At 71.3% G+C, this 16776-nt stretch carries 17 protein-coding genes; 9 read left to right on the top strand and 8 right to left on the bottom strand.

Features of this window, described 5'->3' with window-relative positions:
* Positions 1-84 precede the first annotated feature (84 nt).
* The 5 genes from ACGF1Z_RS20015 (at position 85) to ACGF1Z_RS19995 (ending at position 2478) form a co-directional block, all read left to right on the top strand.
* Complete coding sequence (locus tag ACGF1Z_RS20015) at positions 85-693, top strand: hypothetical protein (RefSeq protein WP_393006889.1); 609 nt, start codon at positions 85-87, stop codon at positions 691-693.
* Between the two features lie 14 nt (positions 694-707).
* Complete coding sequence (locus tag ACGF1Z_RS20010) at positions 708-887, top strand: hypothetical protein (RefSeq protein WP_393005758.1); 180 nt, start codon at positions 708-710, stop codon at positions 885-887.
* Between the two features lie 123 nt (positions 888-1010).
* Complete coding sequence (locus ACGF1Z_RS20005) at positions 1011-1454, top strand: BlaI/MecI/CopY family transcriptional regulator (protein ID WP_393005756.1); 444 nt, start codon at positions 1011-1013, stop codon at positions 1452-1454.
* A 9-nt stretch (positions 1455-1463) separates the two neighbouring features.
* Entirely contained in the window at positions 1464-1985 is a 522-nt protein-coding gene (locus tag ACGF1Z_RS20000; protein WP_393005754.1) for an amino-acid N-acetyltransferase, read from the top strand.
* Between the two features lie 154 nt (positions 1986-2139).
* Positions 2140-2478: an Lsr2 family protein gene (locus tag ACGF1Z_RS19995; RefSeq protein ID WP_393005752.1), complete on the top strand. Its 339-nt coding sequence runs from the start codon at positions 2140-2142 to the stop codon at positions 2476-2478.
* Here ACGF1Z_RS19995 and ACGF1Z_RS19990 read toward each other — a convergent pair.
* Positions 2457-3101, bottom strand: coding sequence for an SCO3374 family protein (locus ACGF1Z_RS19990; protein WP_393005750.1), 645 nt, complete (start codon positions 3099-3101; stop codon positions 2457-2459). The genes ACGF1Z_RS19995 and ACGF1Z_RS19990 overlap by 22 nt on opposite strands.
* A 463-nt stretch (positions 3102-3564) precedes the next feature.
* Between ACGF1Z_RS19990 and ACGF1Z_RS19985 the strand changes: the two genes are divergently transcribed.
* Both ACGF1Z_RS19985 and ACGF1Z_RS19980 read left to right on the top strand, forming a co-directional pair.
* Complete coding sequence (locus ACGF1Z_RS19985) at positions 3565-6087, top strand: ATP-dependent Clp protease ATP-binding subunit (RefSeq protein ID WP_393005747.1); 2523 nt, start codon at positions 3565-3567, stop codon at positions 6085-6087.
* 1239 nt (positions 6088-7326) lie between these two features.
* Positions 7327-8022: a M23 family metallopeptidase gene (locus tag ACGF1Z_RS19980; protein ID WP_393005745.1), complete on the top strand. Its 696-nt coding sequence runs from the start codon at positions 7327-7329 to the stop codon at positions 8020-8022.
* Positions 8023-8077: 55 nt separating this feature from the next.
* On the opposite strand, the gene ACGF1Z_RS19975 is transcribed toward ACGF1Z_RS19980, so the two are convergent.
* Positions 8078-8641: a TetR/AcrR family transcriptional regulator gene (locus ACGF1Z_RS19975; RefSeq protein ID WP_393005743.1), complete on the bottom strand. Its 564-nt coding sequence runs from the start codon at positions 8639-8641 to the stop codon at positions 8078-8080.
* A 106-nt stretch (positions 8642-8747) separates the two neighbouring features.
* Between ACGF1Z_RS19975 and ACGF1Z_RS19970 the strand changes: the two genes are divergently transcribed.
* Positions 8748-10328, top strand: coding sequence for an MDR family MFS transporter (locus tag ACGF1Z_RS19970; RefSeq protein WP_393005741.1), 1581 nt, complete (start codon positions 8748-8750; stop codon positions 10326-10328).
* A 169-nt stretch (positions 10329-10497) separates the two neighbouring features.
* Here ACGF1Z_RS19970 and cseC read toward each other — a convergent pair whose 3' ends face one another.
* From cseC to ACGF1Z_RS19940, 6 genes are all read right to left on the bottom strand, one after another.
* Positions 10498-11811 (bottom strand): two-component system sensor histidine kinase CseC, encoded by a 1314-nt coding sequence (gene cseC / locus ACGF1Z_RS19965; RefSeq protein WP_393005739.1) that lies wholly within the window; start codon positions 11809-11811, stop codon positions 10498-10500.
* Positions 11808-12509 (bottom strand): two-component system response regulator CseB, encoded by a 702-nt coding sequence (cseB, locus tag ACGF1Z_RS19960; protein WP_393005737.1) that lies wholly within the window; start codon positions 12507-12509, stop codon positions 11808-11810. Before cseB ends, cseC begins: the two co-directional genes overlap by 4 nt.
* A 34-nt stretch (positions 12510-12543) precedes the next feature.
* A complete protein-coding gene (locus ACGF1Z_RS19955) occupies positions 12544-13236 on the bottom strand; it encodes a hypothetical protein (protein ID WP_393005735.1) in 693 nt (230 codons plus the stop codon).
* Positions 13224-13805 carry a SigE family RNA polymerase sigma factor gene (locus tag ACGF1Z_RS19950; protein WP_393005733.1) on the bottom strand — a complete coding sequence of 194 codons (582 nt, stop codon included), beginning with the start codon at positions 13803-13805 and terminating at the stop codon, positions 13224-13226. The genes ACGF1Z_RS19955 and ACGF1Z_RS19950 overlap by 13 nt, the downstream gene beginning before the upstream one ends.
* Before the next feature lie 174 nt (positions 13806-13979).
* Positions 13980-14912, bottom strand: coding sequence for an A/G-specific adenine glycosylase (locus tag ACGF1Z_RS19945; RefSeq protein WP_393005731.1), 933 nt, complete (start codon positions 14910-14912; stop codon positions 13980-13982).
* 158 nt (positions 14913-15070) lie between these two features.
* A complete protein-coding gene (locus ACGF1Z_RS19940) occupies positions 15071-15775 on the bottom strand; it encodes a phosphatase PAP2 family protein (protein ID WP_393005729.1) in 705 nt (234 codons plus the stop codon).
* Positions 15776-15960: 185 nt separating this feature from the next.
* Between ACGF1Z_RS19940 and ACGF1Z_RS19935 the strand changes: the two genes are divergently transcribed.
* Positions 15961-16776, top strand: coding sequence for a hypothetical protein (locus ACGF1Z_RS19935; RefSeq protein ID WP_393005727.1), 816 nt, complete (start codon positions 15961-15963; stop codon positions 16774-16776).

Raw genomic sequence — 16776 nt, 5'->3', positions numbered from 1 at the left:
GCCGGGAAGATCGATAAGCGGCAGATTTGTCCGATTAGCGCGTATCGTCGGTCCATGCCCACGCCCTACGGACCCCGTGGCGGCATGGCGTTCAGCGCGGACGAGCTGCGTGTGCTCCGACGCGCCCTCGCCACCGCTCTCAACCCTGCCCCCCTTCAGGACGACGACGTGCAGGACTGCCTGCGCCTGGCCGACTCCGTGGACGAGGCGGTGCGCGAGGCAGGCCGGGAGCGCGCCTTCCTCCTCGCCGACCTGGTCCGCTACCGTCAGGCCCTCCCAGGCTCCCTGACCGGCTATCTGGCGCTCCTCCAGGACGCCCTGGCCGCCGGTCACGACCCCACGGCCGACGATCTCGCGGCCCTGCGCGCCCTGCGCTCCCATCCCGCGGCGGCCGCGCTCCTGGCCCGCTGCCAGGTCCTGGCGGAACGATCCGTCCGTGCCCGGCTCGCCCGCGTCTCCCAGGCCCAGGCCCGTACGGCCCCGGTCCGTACGGCGCCCGCTGCGCGCACCCGGCTGCTCGCCCTGCCGGGCGGGCGCGCCGCGGACGAGGGCTCCAAGCCCTCCGGGCCCCCGAAACCCGCACCCAAGGCGCCCGCGCCCGGCGAGCGCCCGGTGCCCAAGCCGTCCGAGGTGTTCCCGCCGCGCCGGCGCCCCGTTCCGCCGCCCCCGCCCGAGGAACGCGCCGCCGGATAGCTACTCTGGACGGCATGGACTACGTATCCGCGCTCGTGCCCCCCGTCGTGATGGCCGCGTTCTTCATCGCCCTCGTCGTCGTGATCGTCAAGAGCCAGGGCGGACCGAACAAGGCCAAGGAGGACGCGGTCGTGGACGCCGCCCTGGCCCGCGCCGAGTCCGCCGGCCGGCAGGACGGCGCCACCGCCCCGTAACGGGCCCGCGAGTCCCGAGGACGTACGACCACGCACCCAGGCCGTACGTCCTTTTTGCTGTCTTCCGGGGCGTTTTCTCCAGGAAAAGACCTGTATGAGGTGAACTCGCACTAAGGTGGCGCTGTGCCCCGTCAATTGGGAGAGCTGGAGGACGCGGTGATGACCCGCGTCTGGCAATGGAACCGTCCGGTGACCGTCCGGGAAGTCCTGGAGGATCTCCAGCAGGAACGGTCCATCGCCTACACCACCGTCATGACCGTATTGGACAATCTCCATCAGAAGGGCTGGGTCCGCAGGGAAGTCGAAGGCCGCGCCTATCGATATACGGCGGTCTCCACCCGGGCCGCGTACTCGGCCGCGCTCATGAACGAGGCCTGGGCGCGGAGCGACAACCCCGCCGCGGCCCTCGTCGCCTTCTTCGGCATGATGTCGCCCGAACAGCGCGAGGCACTCAACGACGCCGTCCGTATCGTCCAGCGGGACACCCCGGAAGCCGCTCCCGCAAGCCCGGCGGCACCCGCGGAATCCACCGAGGGCGGCGAGGGCCCCGCAGGTCCCGGGCGATAACGTCCCCCCATGTCATCCCCTTCCGTCAATGCCGTCACCGTGCGCCGGGCCCGCACCTCCGATGTCGCCGCGCTGCGCCGTCTCGTCGACCCCTTCGTGCGCCGCGGCATCCTCCTCGACAAGGCGACGGTCACCCTTTACGAGAGCATCCAGGAGTTCTGGGTCGCCGAACGTGACGACGACGCCACGGTCGTCGGCTGCGGCGCTCTGCACGTGATGTGGGAAGACCTCGCCGAAGTGCGTACTCTCGCGGTCGATCCGGAGTTCAAGGGCGCCGGAGTGGGACATCAGGTGCTCGACAAGTTGCTGCGCACCGCCCGGTGGCTCGGGGTGCGCAAGGTTTTCTGCCTCACCTTCGAAGTCGACTTCTTCGCCAAGCACGGCTTCGTCGAGATCGGCGAGACTCCGGTCGACGGAGATGTCTACAGCGAGCTCCTGCGTTCCTATGACGAGGGCGTCGCGGAGTTCCTGGGTCTCGAACGAGTGAAGCCGAACACCTTGGGCAACAGCCGGATGCTTCTGCACCTGTGACGGGAGCGCGGATCGGCAGGGATCGGAGGTCCTATGTCCGAATCGCGCACGTTTCCCGCGTTGCCGGGGTTCTGAACCTCTGCCAGGGGTTTGTGTTTTCCCGGGAAAAGCGGTTTCCTTTCCGCGTACTGCATTTTCGATGAAAGGAAATCCGGTGGCACAGAAGGTTCAGGTCCTTCTTGTCGATGACCTCGACGGTGGCGAGGCGGACGAGACCGTGACATTCGCGCTCGACGGCAAGTCCTACGAGATCGACCTCACCACCGCCAATGCGGACAAGCTGCGTGACCTGCTCGAGCCGTACACCAAGAGTGGTCGTCGTACCGGTGGGCGCAGCGCCGGCGCCCGCGGCAAGGGCCGCGTCGCCGCTTCCGGCGGCAGCCCGGACACCGCGAAGATCCGCGCGTGGGCCAAGGAGAACGGCTACAACGTGAACGACCGCGGCCGCGTGCCCGCGGACATCAAGCAGGCCTACGAGGACGCGAACCGCTGAGCGGTCAGCTGCTGAGCGCCCGTCCCCGCCTCCGGCTCCGGCCGGCGGCCACGGGCAGCACTCAGCAGCCGTGCCCGATGGCACTCGGCGGCGGCGACGGACACCAGCCGCGCCAGACCGGGGGCGGCCCCCTCGGCCGCGGCACGCCCCCGCGGCGAGGGCCGCAGGGCCGGCAGCGAGGACTCGACCTCGCGTCCCGGCTCCGGGGCCCTCAGCCACACGGCGGCGCCGGGGGTGCCGGAACCGCTCCGGCCGGCCGGTCTCCAGCCAGGGGGCACGGGGGCGGTCATCCGGCCGTCGGTGCCCAGCATTCCCAGGTCCAGTGAGATCCCGCCCCACTCCAGCCAGTCCAGGAGCCCGGGCAGTTCCTCCGCGCTCCCCGCGGCCACGAGCAGCCGCATCCGCCGGCCCATGAGGGCCACCGGACCGACGGCGGGGCCCATCCGGCGCAGCACGCCCCGGCCGGCCGCCGCGGGCAGCTCCAGGACGTCGAAGCGCAGGCCCGTCACCAGCTGGACCGGGGGGCCGGGCACGGTGGCCCAGCCGAGCCCGTGCTCGTACCACCGCGCCAGCGCCCCGTCACTGTCGAGCGGCGAGCGGGGGAGCGGGACGGTGAGGGCCATACCGGGGGAACGCCCCCAGGGGCCCGCGGGTTACGCGCCCGGTGACACAGGGTCCTTGATCCGGAGCACCCGGTGTCCATGATGGGGGCGTACGGGTGCATTCGAGCGCGCAAGGTTGTTCGCCCGTAGCGGAGGGAACCGGGGTGTGCCGCATGGAGTGTCGGTCCTTACGGGTAAGACATTCCATGTGAGGAGGGGCGTCTCGCGGGCAGAAGCGTCTCACGTTCGCCATCGGCGTACTGGAGGTGCGGGTATCAGCTTGGCCTGCGGGAACATCGTCTCGCACCATCGAGTTGGAGCATTTGTCGGCTGTTCGGCAGCAGGTCTCCCCGAGAAGTAAGGGGGTGATCCGGACGGATGTCGGCAGTTGGAATGAGCGGTCCCCGCTTGCGGGACTAAGCTGCGGAAGGACAGGGAGGGGATCGACCCCTAACTGACTGACCGCTCTGAGGAGCGATTAACGATGTTCGAGAGGTTCACCGACCGCGCGCGGCGGGTTGTCGTCCTGGCTCAGGAAGAAGCCCGGATGCTCAACCACAACTACATCGGCACCGAGCACATCCTCCTGGGCCTTATCCACGAGGGTGAGGGTGTCGCCGCTAAGGCCCTGGAGAGCCTCGGGATTTCGCTCGAGGCGGTCCGCCAGCAGGTGGAGGAGATCATCGGCCAGGGCCAGCAGGCCCCGTCCGGGCACATCCCCTTCACCCCTCGTGCCAAGAAGGTCCTGGAGCTGTCGCTCCGCGAGGCCCTCCAGCTCGGCCACAACTACATCGGCACCGAGCACATCCTGCTCGGCCTGATCCGCGAGGGCGAGGGCGTCGCCGCCCAGGTCCTCGTGAAGCTGGGCGCCGATCTCAACCGGGTGCGGCAGCAGGTCATCCAGCTGCTCTCCGGCTACCAGGGCAAGGAAGCCGCCACCGCCGGCGGCCCTGCCGAGGGCACCCCCTCGACGTCCCTGGTCCTCGACCAGTTCGGCCGCAACCTCACCCAGGCGGCCCGCGAGTCCAAGCTCGACCCGGTCATCGGGCGCGAGAAGGAGATCGAGCGGGTCATGCAGGTGCTGTCCCGCCGCACGAAGAACAACCCGGTCCTCATCGGCGAGCCCGGCGTCGGCAAGACGGCGGTCGTCGAGGGCCTGGCCCAGGCCATCGTCAAGGGCGAGGTGCCCGAGACCCTCAAGGACAAGCACCTCTACACCCTCGACCTCGGTGCGCTGGTCGCCGGCTCCCGCTACCGCGGTGACTTCGAGGAGCGCCTGAAGAAGGTCCTCAAGGAGATCCGCACCCGCGGCGACATCATCCTGTTCATCGACGAGCTCCACACCCTGGTGGGTGCGGGCGCCGCCGAGGGCGCGATCGACGCCGCCAGCATCCTCAAGCCGATGCTGGCCCGCGGTGAGCTCCAGACCATCGGTGCCACCACGCTCGACGAGTACCGGAAGTACCTGGAGAAGGACGCCGCGCTGGAGCGCCGCTTCCAGCCCATCCAGGTCGCCGAGCCGTCGCTGCCGCACACGATCGAGATCCTCAAGGGACTGCGCGACCGCTACGAGGCCCACCACCGGGTCTCCATCACGGACGAGGCCCTCGTCCAGGCCGCGACCCTGGCCGACCGCTACATCTCGGACCGCTTCCTCCCGGACAAGGCGATCGACCTGATCGACGAGGCCGGCTCCCGGATGCGCATCCGCCGGATGACCGCGCCGCCGGACCTCCGCGAGTTCGACGAGAAGATCGCCGCCGTCCGCCGGGACAAGGAGTCCGCGATCGACTCGCAGGACTTCGAGAAGGCCGCCTCCCTGCGCGACAAGGAGAAGCAGCTCCTCGCCGCGAAGACCAAGCGGGAGAAGGAGTGGAAGGCCGGCGACATGGACGTCGTCGCCGAGGTCGACGGCGAGCTGATCGCCGAGGTCCTCGCGACCGCCACCGGCATCCCGGTCTTCAAGCTGACCGAGGAGGAGTCCTCGCGTCTGCTCCGCATGGAGGACGAGCTCCACAAGCGCGTCATCGGTCAGAAGGACGCCGTCATCGGCCTCTCGCGCGCCATCCGGCGTACGCGTGCCGGTCTGAAGGACCCGAAGCGCCCCGGCGGTTCGTTCATCTTCGCCGGCCCGTCCGGTGTCGGTAAGACCGAGCTGTCCAAGGCGCTCGCCGAATTCCTCTTCGGCGACGAGGACGCGATGATCTCCCTCGACATGTCGGAGTTCAGCGAGAAGCACACCGTCTCGCGTCTGTTCGGTTCTCCGCCCGGATACGTCGGCTACGAAGAGGGCGGCCAGCTCACCGAGAAGGTGCGCCGCAAGCCGTTCTCCGTGGTCCTGTTCGACGAGGTCGAGAAGGCCCACCCCGATATCTTCAATTCCCTTCTCCAGATCCTGGAGGACGGTCGTCTGACCGACTCCCAGGGCCGGGTCGTGGACTTCAAGAACACGGTCATCATCATGACCACCAACCTCGGGACCAGGGACATCTCGAAGGGCTTCAACCTCGGCTTCGCGGCCCAGGGCGACACGAAGTCCAACTACGAGCGGATGAAGGCGAAGGTCAGCGACGAGCTGAAGCAGCACTTCCGCCCGGAGTTCCTCAACCGTGTGGACGACATCATCGTCTTCCCGCAGCTGACCCAGGACGACATCCTCCAGATCGTCGACCTCATGATCAGCCGCGTCGACGAGCGCCTGAAGGACCGGGACATGGGCATCGAGCTCTCCCAGTCCGCGAAGGAGCTCCTCGCGAAGAAGGGCTACGACCCGGTCATGGGCGCCCGGCCGCTGCGCCGGACGATCCAGCGCGAGGTCGAGGACACCCTGTCCGAGAAGATCCTCTTCGGCGAGCTGCGCCCCGGCCACATCGTGGTCGTGGACACCGAGGGCGAGGGCGAGAACCGCAAGTTCACCTTCCGCGGCGAGGAGAAGTCGGCTCTGCCCGACGTCCCTCCGGTGGAGGCGGCGGGCGGGCCCGGGCCGAACCTGTCCAAGGACGCGTGACGCCGGCCTGAGCCGCTGAGCTGCTGCAAGGGGCGGCCCCGGAACCTGTGGGTTCCGGGGCCGCCCCTTTGCGTCCGCCGCGAGGACCGTTCCGCGAGGCCGGGTGCCGCCAGGCGGTGACGACCTCGCTGCCGACCGCCCCGCCGAGTTCCAGCCGCTCCGGAGCGGGACGGCTCCGCTCCAGCCGCCCGGCCTCCGGTTCGCCGGCGCACGCCCGCCGGACCGTCCGCACGCCTGCCAGGACGGCGTCCGCCGGGCCGGGCACCACGGGAGACGGTCTCCGCGCCGGCCGGGGTGCGCAGGGCCGGGAGGCCGGCGAGCGCGCGCCAGACGTCGGAGGAGTCCGCCAGCCCACACAGGCTCAGCGCGGTACGCGGGCCCGGCCGCGTACGGCCTCGGGGATCGCGTCGATGCCGTCGACGAGCACCAGGCCGCGCACGGCGGCCACGACCCGGTCGGCCCGGCCCTCGGGGGCGGTGAGGGGACGGCCGGCGGCGGAAGGGGAGCCGTCGGCGGCCGGGAGCCGCTCGCCTCCGCGGGCAGGCCGGCCTGGCCGCGGGCCTGCTCGACGAGCGTGCGGGCCACGACGGCGGACGCGCGCCTCTCGCCGCGGAAGGGCACGAGGCAGGAGAGCCGGACGGGGCGGGCCGAGCCGGGGAGGCCCGCCCCGGGGCCGTCGCCGACCAGCGGTTTCTTCGGCAGAGGGGTGACCGCGCTGCCCGCGAGGCGGGCGCCGATGAGTGCCGGATCCCCAGGTGTCCCCCCACCGGCTCCGCGTACGTCCCCGAAGGCGTCGGCGGAGTGCGGATCGCCTTTTCCCCGGCCCCGGTTGCGTGACCCAGGTCGCAATGGCAGGGGTGCCGTGGTGACAAGGCGCACAGGGGTTTCGAAGGGTACTAGGCGGAATAGTGGTGAGATTCGGTCGGGATCGGGACGTTTGGGGTGGAACCCTCGGGACTTCGGTCCCGGATGGGGGCGAAGGGGGCGCCGGCCTGCCTTTCGGGCGCTTCGGGGCCCTCGCGACATGGGGTTAAACAGGTCTACGCGGGTCGCTTTGTCCGATTTCGCCCGAGCTCGCGTGGGGCGTCAAGAGGCGGATTCCCTGGGAGATCGCTACGACGCGATGTCGTAGATGGGGTGTTTTGGCCGGGATGGGAGTCCGGGTTACCAAGGATGAGCAAGCCCGGCGCTCACCGCTCTGAACGCCGGGTCCCGTTCTCCCCGGAGGTTCTCCCCCGTATGTCGAAGCGCGTCATGAAGCCCAGCATCCGTACCACCGCCGTCGCTCTCGCCGCCGCGGGTCTGGGAGCGTCGCTGGTGGCCGGTGCCGGCTCCGCGTTCGCCGCCGAGGGCACGGCCGCCGTCGCGAACACGAAGACCGCGGCCGCCGCCCTGGCCAACCAGGCCACCGTCCAGGCCCAGGCCGCCGCCCAGGCCGCCGCCCACGCCAAGGCCGCTCAGGTGAAGGCCGCGGCCGCCAAGGCGCAGGCCAAGACCGTCGCCGCCAAGAAGGCCGCGTCCTGGGTCAAGCCCGTCAGCGCCTACGCCCTGAGCGCCAGCTTCAACCAGGGTGGTGCCATGTGGGCCCACAAGCACTCCGGCCAGGACTTCGCCGTTCCGGTCGGCACCCCGGTCAAGGCCGCCGCCACCGGCACCGTCGTGAAGGCCGGCCCGTACGGCGGCGGCGACGGTCCCGCGTACGGCAACGCCATCGTGATCAAGCACGCGAACGGCAAGTACTCGCAGTACGCCCACCTCTCGAAGATCAAGGTCAACATCGGCCAGAAGGTCTCCGCCGGCCAGCGGATCGCCCTCTCGGGCAACACCGGCAACTCCTCCGGCCCGCACCTGCACTTCGAGATCCGCACCACCCCGAACTACGGCTCCGCCCTGAACCCGGTCGCCTTCCTGGCGTCGCACGGCGTGCGCATCTGACCCTGACGGTCCCGCGGCCCCCGGTGGGGCCCGGCCGGTGTACGACCCCGACGGTCTAGTGCCCCTGGTGGGCCTGACCGATCAGATCGAGGGCGACCTCGAGGACGGCTTCCTGCTTCTCCTCGGGGTCGCCCTCGACGTGGTGCATGAAGAAGGCGCCGGCGTGCAGCGTGAAGATCGCGCTGACCGAGCGGACCTTGTCCGTCATGGCGAAGCCGGGGTCCTGGAGCAGGGCCGTCAGCGCGATCATGCGCTTCTTGAAGGTGAGGCCGATGCTCAGCTTGCCGACCGCTGCCTGGTTCTCCTGCATGAAGCGGAAGAGCGGGGACGCGGCGAGCAGTGCCTGCTGGTAGCGGCGGAGGATCTCCTGCCGGGTCTCCAGGGTGGCCGGCTGCTCGCCGGCCCACTCGATCAGCTCGTCCATGGGCCGGGTGAGGTCCTCGAAGATGCTGACGAGGATGTCTTCCTTGGTCTTGAAGTGGTAGTAGAGCGCGGCCTTGGTGACGTCGAGGCGTTCGGCGATCTCGCGCAGGGAGGTCGTCTCGTACCCCTGCTCGGCGAAGAGTTCGAGGGCAACGTCCTGGATGCGCTGACGGGTGTTGCCTCGGGCCTGGGCCATGGTCGCTCGCTTCCACCAAACTTACTTGACGACCGGCTAGTTACCGGTCTACTTTCCCCAGTGTAGTAACTAGCCGGGCGGCAAGTAAGGAAGTGACGGGGACGACATGGCGACGACCGGAAAAGACACCACAGCAGCAGAGGAGACGGTCGACCAGCCGCGCAGCGTCCGCGTCGTCCTCCTCGCCCTCATGATCGCGATGCTGCTCGCGATGCTGGACAACATGATCATCGGCACCGCGATGCCGACGATCGTCGGCGAGCTCGGCGGCCTGGAGCACCTCTCCTGGGTCGTCACCGCCTACACCCTGGCCACCGCCGCCTCCACCCCGATCTGGGGCAAGCTCGGCGACATGTTCGGCCGGAAGAGCGTCTTCCTGACCTCGATCGTGATCTTCCTGATCGGCTCGGCGCTCAGCGGCATGGCCCAGGACATGGGCCAGCTCATCGGGTTCCGTGCCGTGCAGGGCCTGGGCGCCGGCGGACTGATGGTCGGCGTCATGGCGATCATCGGCGACCTGATCCCGCCCCGGGACCGCGGCAAGTACCAGGGCATGATGGCCGGCATCATGGCGCTCGCCATGATCGGCGGACCGCTGGTCGGCGGCACCATCACCGACCACTGGGGCTGGCGCTGGTCCTTCTACATCAACCTGCCGCTCGGCGCCGTCGCCCTCGGGATGCTCGCCACCGTGCTGCACCTGCCGCGCAAGGAGCGGGCCGCCGGCACCCGGATCGACTTCCTGGGCGCCGCCCTGCTGACCCTCGGCATCACCGCGATCGTCCTGGTCACCACCTGGGGCGGCAGCGAGTACGCCTGGGACTCGGCCACCATCCTCGGCCTCGGGATCGGCGGCGTCGCGGCCCTCGCGGCCTTCCTCTTCGTCGAGACCCGCGCGAGCGACCCGATCATGCCGCTGCACATCTTCCGCAGCCGCAACTTCACCCTGATGTCCGTGATCGGCTTCCTCACCGGCTTCGTGATGTTCGGTGCGGTGCTCTTCCTGCCGCTGTTCCAGCAGTCCGTGCAGGGCGCCTCCGCGACCAACTCCGGCCTGCTGCTCCTGCCGATGCTGATGTCGATGATGGTCGTCTCGATGATCGCCGGCCGCGTCACCACCACCAGCGGCAGGTACAAGATCTTCCCGATCATGGGTGGCGCGTTCATGGTCGTCGGCCTGTACCTGCTCTCCACGATGGACACCGACACCACGCGGTTCGTCTCGGGCGTCTACATGGCGCTGCTCGGCGCCGGCATGGGCTTCCTGATGCAGATCACGATGCTCGTCGCGCAGAACAGCGTCGACATGAAGGACATGGGCGTCGCCTCCTCGTCGACCACCCTGTTCCGGACCCTCGGCTCCTCCTTCGGCGTCGCGATCATGGGTGCGCTGTTCAACCATCAGGTCCAGAGCGAGATGGCCTCCCGTGGCGGCGGCGCCGCGACCGCCCGCTCGGCGCAGCTCGACGCCGCGAGCCTCGCCAAGCTCCCGGCCGCGCTCCGCGAGGCCTACCAGCACGCGGTCGCCTCCGGCACCCACTCGGCCTTCCTGGTCGGCTCGGTCGTCGCCGTCCTCGGCTTCGTCCTCGCCTTCTTCGTGAAGGAGGTGGCGCTGCGCGGGACCGGTCTGCCGAAGAAGGAGGCCGACGACACCGACGGCGCCGTGAAGGTCGCCGAGACCGTCTGACCTCGCCTGCCGATCGGCCCGCGGCCCCGCCGTCCCTGTGGACGGCGGGGCCGCGGTCGTACGGCGGGCCGGTCTACGTACGGACGGCGGCCCGCCGTCCCCGCGCGGCGTTCGTCCGGGGAGACCGGCGTCCCCGCGGGTGCGCGGGCGGCCCCGGGCGGCCGACGGATCAGTCCGGCAGGCGCAGCAGCGGGAAGCTGCCCGTGTTGGTCGGGGCGTGGTCCGGCAGCCACAGCACCGCGATGGCGCCGCCGGCGCCGTGCGGGGTGCCCTCGGGGGACGCGTTGCGGAAGGTGAGGCGGGCGCCGAGGACCCGGGCCTGACCGGTCGCGATGGTCAGGCCCAGGCCGTGGCCCTGGCCCGCGCGGTCGCTGCTGCCGGTACGGAAACGGCTCGGGCCCTCCTTCAGGAGCGCCTCGGGGAAGCCGGGGCCGTGGTCCCTGACCCGGACCACCCGGCCCTCGACGGTGACCTCGACCGGGCCCTTGCCGTGCTTGGCCGCGTTGGCCAGCAGATTGCCCAGGATGCGCTCCAGGCGGCGGGGATCGGTGTTGACCCACGACTCGTGGACGACCCGGACGACCGTCTCGGGGTCGAGCACCCGCACCCGGCGCGCGACGAACTCGCCCAGGGCGATCTCCTGGAGTTCGGCCCGCTCCGACGCGCTGTCGAGCCGGGCCACCTCCAGGACGTCCTCGACCAGGGTCCGCATGGCCTGCGCCCGGTCGCGGACCAGCTCGGTGGGGCGGCCGGGCGGCAGCAGTTCGGCCGCCGTGAGCAGCCCGGTGACCGGGGTGCGCAGCTCGTGCGCGATGTCCGCGGTGACCCGCCGTTCGGCCTCGATGCGCTCCTGCAGGGCGTCGGTGAGTCCGTCGATGGCGCGGGCCAGTTCGTCGGTCTCGTCGCGTACGACTCCGCCGACGGCGTCCCGGACCCGGACGTCGGTGTTGCCCTGCGCGACGCGGCCGGCCGCCGCGGCGGCCTTGCGGAGCCGGCGGGAGAGCTGGCCGCCGATGAGCACGCCGAGGGCGCAGCCGCCGAAGACCACCGACACCGAGCCGATGATCAGCGCCCGGTCGAGGTCCTTCATGATCGTGGCGCTGCGGTCGGCGAAGGGCACGTGCAGCGACAGCACGTCGCCGTTGGCGAGCGGCACGGCGGCCCACACGTCCGGCGGGCCGCTGTGGTGCTCCTGCACATAGGTGCCGCGGCGCCCGTCGCGCATCAGCTGGTCGAGCTGGCGCGGCAGGGCGGGGTCGTTGACCTTGGTGCCGAAGCGCGGTTCCTTCGGCTTGGACGTCTCGTACACGCGCTGGGCGAACACCAGCCGCCACATCTGCACGTCGCGCGCGTTGTCCAGCATGGAGACGCGGGCCGCGTTGTGGACGACGAGGCTGAGCGTCACCGCGATGAGCGCGCCGACCGCCGCGATGGCGACGGCGATCTTCCAGCGGACCCCCGTACGGAGGGCGAGACCCCTCATCCCTTGAGCTTGTAGCCGAAGCCGCGGACCGTCTCGATCCGGTCCTGGCCGATCTTGGCGCGCAGGCGCTGCACATGGACGTCGACCACCCGGGTGTCGCCTCCCCAGCCGTAGTCCCAGACCCGCTCCAGGAGCTTGTCGCGGGACAGCACGGTGCCCGGTGCCGAGGAGAACTCCAGCAGCAGGCGCATCTCGGTCGGGGTGAGCGCCACGGTCGCCCCGCCCCTGCGGACCTCCATGCCCTCGGTGTCGACCTCGAGCTCGCCGAAGACGAGCACCCCTCCGGTGACCTCCTCCTCGTCGCCGTTGCCGGTGCCGACGTCCCCCGCGTGGTCGAAGCGGCGCAGCACGGCGCGGATCCGGGCCATGAGCACGGAGCCGTCGAAGGGCTTCGTCACGTAGTCGTCCGCCCCGGCCTCCAGGCCGAGGACGACGTCGATGGAGTCGGCCCGCGCCGACAGCATGATCACCGGAACGGTCGACTCGTCGCGGATGCGCCGGCACAGGCTGACGCCGTCCATGCCCGGCAGCATGACGTCGAGGAGCGCGATGTCGGGCCGGTCCGCCCGGAAGGCGTCGAGGCCGGAGAGCCCGTCGGGCATGGCGGTCACCGTGAAGCCGTCCCGCTCCAGGGCGAGCTGGGTGGCCTCACGGATGACGTCGTCGTCCTCGACGAACAGGACATGGGTCTCGGCCATGGTGCGGGAGCCTTCCGGGTACTTCGGGTCGGGGTCAGTTCGAGGGGGACTCGCTCGGCGCGGGCACGGAGCCGTCGATGCCGCCGTCGCCCACCGCCTTGCTGTAGTCGTTGTGCACCCAGTCGTGCTGGACGAACTTGTTCCCGGTCCAGCGGTAGGTGATCACGTCCTCGCCCGACGGGTACGCGACCGGGTCGCCCTTCGCGTACACCTGCTTGGTGACGATCAGGTCCCCCCGGTCGATCGTCGCGTACACGGCGGCGTCCTCGGCCGTGAAGACGCTGGTGTACCGGTTGTTCTGCTCGCGGAACACGTACGTGCCGATGCCGACCGAGTCCCCGCAGGTCATCAGGTTGACCACGACGTCGGGCGCGGTGGAGTTCGTGAGGTTCCCGTACGAGGTGTCGACCGGGTAGGCGTCCGCCGCGCAGGGCTTCAGGTCGGCCTTGACCCGCTCGCCGATCTTCGGATCGCCCTTGAGCAGGGCGATCGGGTCCACCTTCTTGAGGGCCGTCCCGCCGTCGGGGGACAGCGATGCCGAGGGGGTGGGGGTGACCGGGGCCGTCGAGGCGGCCTCGTCGGACCGGGCCGCGCCCTCGTCGCGCGAGCCGGTGCCTCCGGTCGAGCAGCCCGCCACGAGCACGCCGACGGCGGCGAGCCCGGCCACCGCCGCGCCGCCCGCCGCCCGCTCCCTGGCACTCCAAGCCGGTGGTCTCAGGCCGCGCACCGCTCCTGCTTCCGCTCGTCGCCTCGTACGGTCGTGCGCTCCAGGACACCCGCCTCCAGAGCCCGGGTGTCGCCGTCGGCGGCCCGGGTCTCCAGTTCCTGACGCAGTCGGGCCAGGGCGCGGTGGAGCGTGCTCTTCACCGTACCGGTCGACATGCCGAGCGCGGCGGCGGTCTCCTCGGTGCTCATCTGCTCCCAGTGCCGCAGCACGACGACGCTGCGCTGCTTGGGCGCGAGCACCTTGAGGATGTCCATGAGCAGGGCGCGGTCGGCGTGCTGCTCGGTGGCGTCCTCGACGCGTGCGTCGGGCAGCTGCTCGGTGGGGACCTCTTCGAGCTTGCGGGCCCGCCACCACTCGGTCCGGGTGTTGATCATGACCCGGCGGAGGTAGGCGTCGGCCAGCGACTTGTCGGCGATGCCGTCCCAGCGGCCGTACGTGCGGACCAGCGCGGTCTGCAGCAGGTCCTGCGCGTCCACCGGGTCGGGAACGAGACGGCGGGCGCTGCGCAGCAGCGCGTCCTGCCGCGTGCGTACGTACTCCTCGAAATCGAGCACCTCGCCGTGCGCCATCCCGAACCGCCTCCGATCCCCGTGACCAGCTCTGTTCTGCTTACGTCGACGACGCTACGGAGCAGTTGTCACGGGGTTGTGCGGGGCAGCCCTCGGCGGGCGCACGGCTACCCATCGGTTGTGTAACAGCGGATCCAAAGGTTCCGGATCCTTCGGATCGAAGGCGGTACGGGCTCAGGCCAGCGGAAGCCGGTAGCGGCCGCCGTCCAGGGGCTCGACCAGACCGTCGGCGACCAGCCCGTCCAGGGCGCGGGCACGCTGCACCGGCTCGTCCCAGACCGCGTCCAGGACCGCCTGCTCCACGGGGTCGGCGGACTCCCGCAGCACGGCGAGCAGCTTGCCCCGCACCTGCCGGTCCGTGCCCGCGTACGTCTGGCCGCGGCGCGCGGGTCCGTCGTGGGCGGGCTTCCCGGCGAGCCGCCACGCGCACCGGTCGGCCAGCGGACAGCGCGAGCAGTCCTCGTTCCTGGCCGTGCACACCAGCGCACCCAGCTCCATGGAGGCCGCGGCCCAGCGGGCCGCCGTCGCCTCCTCCTCGGGCAGCAGCGCCCGGGCCAGCCGGCGTTCGGCGGCGGTCGTGGCGTTCGGCGGGTACTGCACTCCGGTCGCCGCGCGGGCGAAGACCCGGCGCACGTTCGTGTCGAGGACCGCGTGCCGCTGCCCGTACGCGAAGGAGGCCACCGCGGCCGCCGTGTACTCCCCGATCCCCGGCAGGGCGAGCAGCTGTCCGTGGTCGCTCGGTACGTCGCCGCCGTGCCGCTCCGTTATGGCCACGGCCGCCGCGTGCAGCCGCAGCGCGCGGCGCGGATAGCCGAGCCGACCCCAGGCGCGGACCGCCTCGCCGGGCGCCTCGCCGGCCAGGTCGGCGGGGCGCGGCCAGCGCGCCAGCCACTGCTCGTAGACGGGCAGCACCCGCACCACCGGGGTCTGCTGGAGCATGAACTCGCTGACCATCACGCCCCACGCCCCGGCCTCGGGGCGACGCCACGGCAGATCGCGGGCGTGCCGGTCGAACCAGGCGAGGACGGGCCCGTGCAGCTCGCCGGGGGGCACGGGGACGGCGGGGGTCTCGGAGGACTCGGGAGATGCTGAGGAAGGGGTAGTCATGGCACCCCCGATCCTGGCACGTTCCCCCGACGATCAGCACGCGCCGTGGCGCACGCCCTCGGGGCGCGCGGGGGCGTGCGGAGGGAGTGGAGGGGCGTGTCCTCGTGCCGGGACCGGCGGGCGGGGGCCCGGCACCCGCGTCCTCCGCGGCCTCGTCGTCAGTCGCGGACGCTCGGGGCCGACGGCTTCCTCCGGCCCGCGGCCGCGTGCGCCGGACCCTGCCCGGCGGTCCGCCCCGGCCCGGCCGACGCGCCCTCGCGCCCCACGCACCACACGACCGCGCCGCTCCCGCTCGAACGGGCCGTCTCCACGAGCGCGCGGACGGGGCGCCGCGCCGCCCTGACCACGACGAAGGCGACCAGGCCGCCGGCCAGCAGGCCGACCGTCACGTCGTGCGGGTAGTGGACGCCGACGAAGACCCGGGAGAAGGCCATCAGCAGAGCCATGGGCACGGTCAGCCAGACGATTCCGCGCCAGGACAGCGCGAGCGCGATGGCGGCCGCGCCCGCGATCGCCGAGTGGTTGCTGGGGAAGGACCAGTCGCCGTGCGGCGGGCACGCGACGAGCGACACCGGCGCCCCGGCCACCGCCCGGCACGGACGCTCCTCGTCGACCAGCGACTTCAGCGCCTCGCTCATCACGTAACCGAACGCCGTCGCCAGCGGGGCGAGCAGCGCGAGCGCCATCGCGTCCGGCGAACCCCGGCGCATCCGCCACCACCCGGCCACGAACAGCACCCCGAAGAGCAGCAGCCCGAGTTCGGTCCACACCTCGGCGAGCTGCTGGAACCAGTGCGGGGTGGAGTGGGCGAACGTCGAGATGTCGCGGTACAGGCCGTCGGAGAGACGTGGGAGGTTGTCCATGGTCAACGACGGTAACCGGCGCCCGGAGCCGTCCGCTCAGGCCGGAGGACGACATCCGTATCCGACCGCAGTAGGGGGTGCGCCGGAAGTTCCCGGTCCCGGCGGATGTGATCATCGGCAAAACTTGGTGCCTGAGGCGGCATGTGGGGCGGGAGTTGGCCCCGTTCTCTCGTAAGGTTCGTGGCGTGGGATCTCTGCGCAATCCGGTCGGGCCGCTTCCCTCCTCCATCTACTGGCGTCGGAGGGCGGTCGCGCTGTGCCTGATCGGCCTGCTCGCGCTGCTCGCCGTGTGGGCCGTGGCCTCGGGCGGTGACGGTGGGGGCAGGAAGCCGAACGACTCCGCCAACGGCTCCTCTCCCGCGCCCTCGATCACGCCCGGCCCGTCCGGCACCGGCCCGGCGATCAGCCAACAGCCGGGCGGACGCGACGAGTCCGGCTCCGGTGGCGACACCGAGGGCGGCGACGGCACCGGCGACGGAGGGACGGGCGCGGGCGCGGACGCCGGGGTCTCCGGCGGCGGCAAGAACGGCGACACGGACGGCGCGGGCGGCGACGGCGGAGCCGGCACCGGAGCGGCACAGCAGGTTCCGGCCGATTCTCCGCTGCCGAACTGCGCCCCCGCCGCACTGCAGTTGATCTTCCGCAGCACCAAGGTCGCCTATGAGCCCGGTGAGAAGCCCCGCTTCCAGCTGGTCCTGAAGAACGCGTCGGCCGGCGACTGCAAGGCCGATCTCGGCCCGAAGAACGCGGTGTTGACGGTCCGTGACACCAAGGGCGTGCTGTGGTCCTCGAAGGACTGCCCGCGCGTGGCGCCCCCGCTGTTCCTGAAGGTCCCGGCCGGCGTCACGATCACGCACACCGTGGAGTGGGACCGCCGGCGCAGCGCCGCCGGGTGCGCGACCGCCCCGGCGGGCGAGGCCGGACCCGGCAGTTACCTGGCGGAGGCGGCGGTGCCGGGCCTGACGGTGTCGCCGGTGTCCTTCCGGCTGGACAAGGACTGA

This window comes from Streptomyces sp. NPDC048018, from assembly GCF_043202995.1.
In the GTDB taxonomy this organism is placed as follows: domain Bacteria; phylum Actinomycetota; class Actinomycetes; order Streptomycetales; family Streptomycetaceae; genus Streptomyces.
The sequence above is the reverse complement of the archived record's forward strand: the minus strand, read 5'-3'. Positions and strand labels throughout refer to the sequence as shown.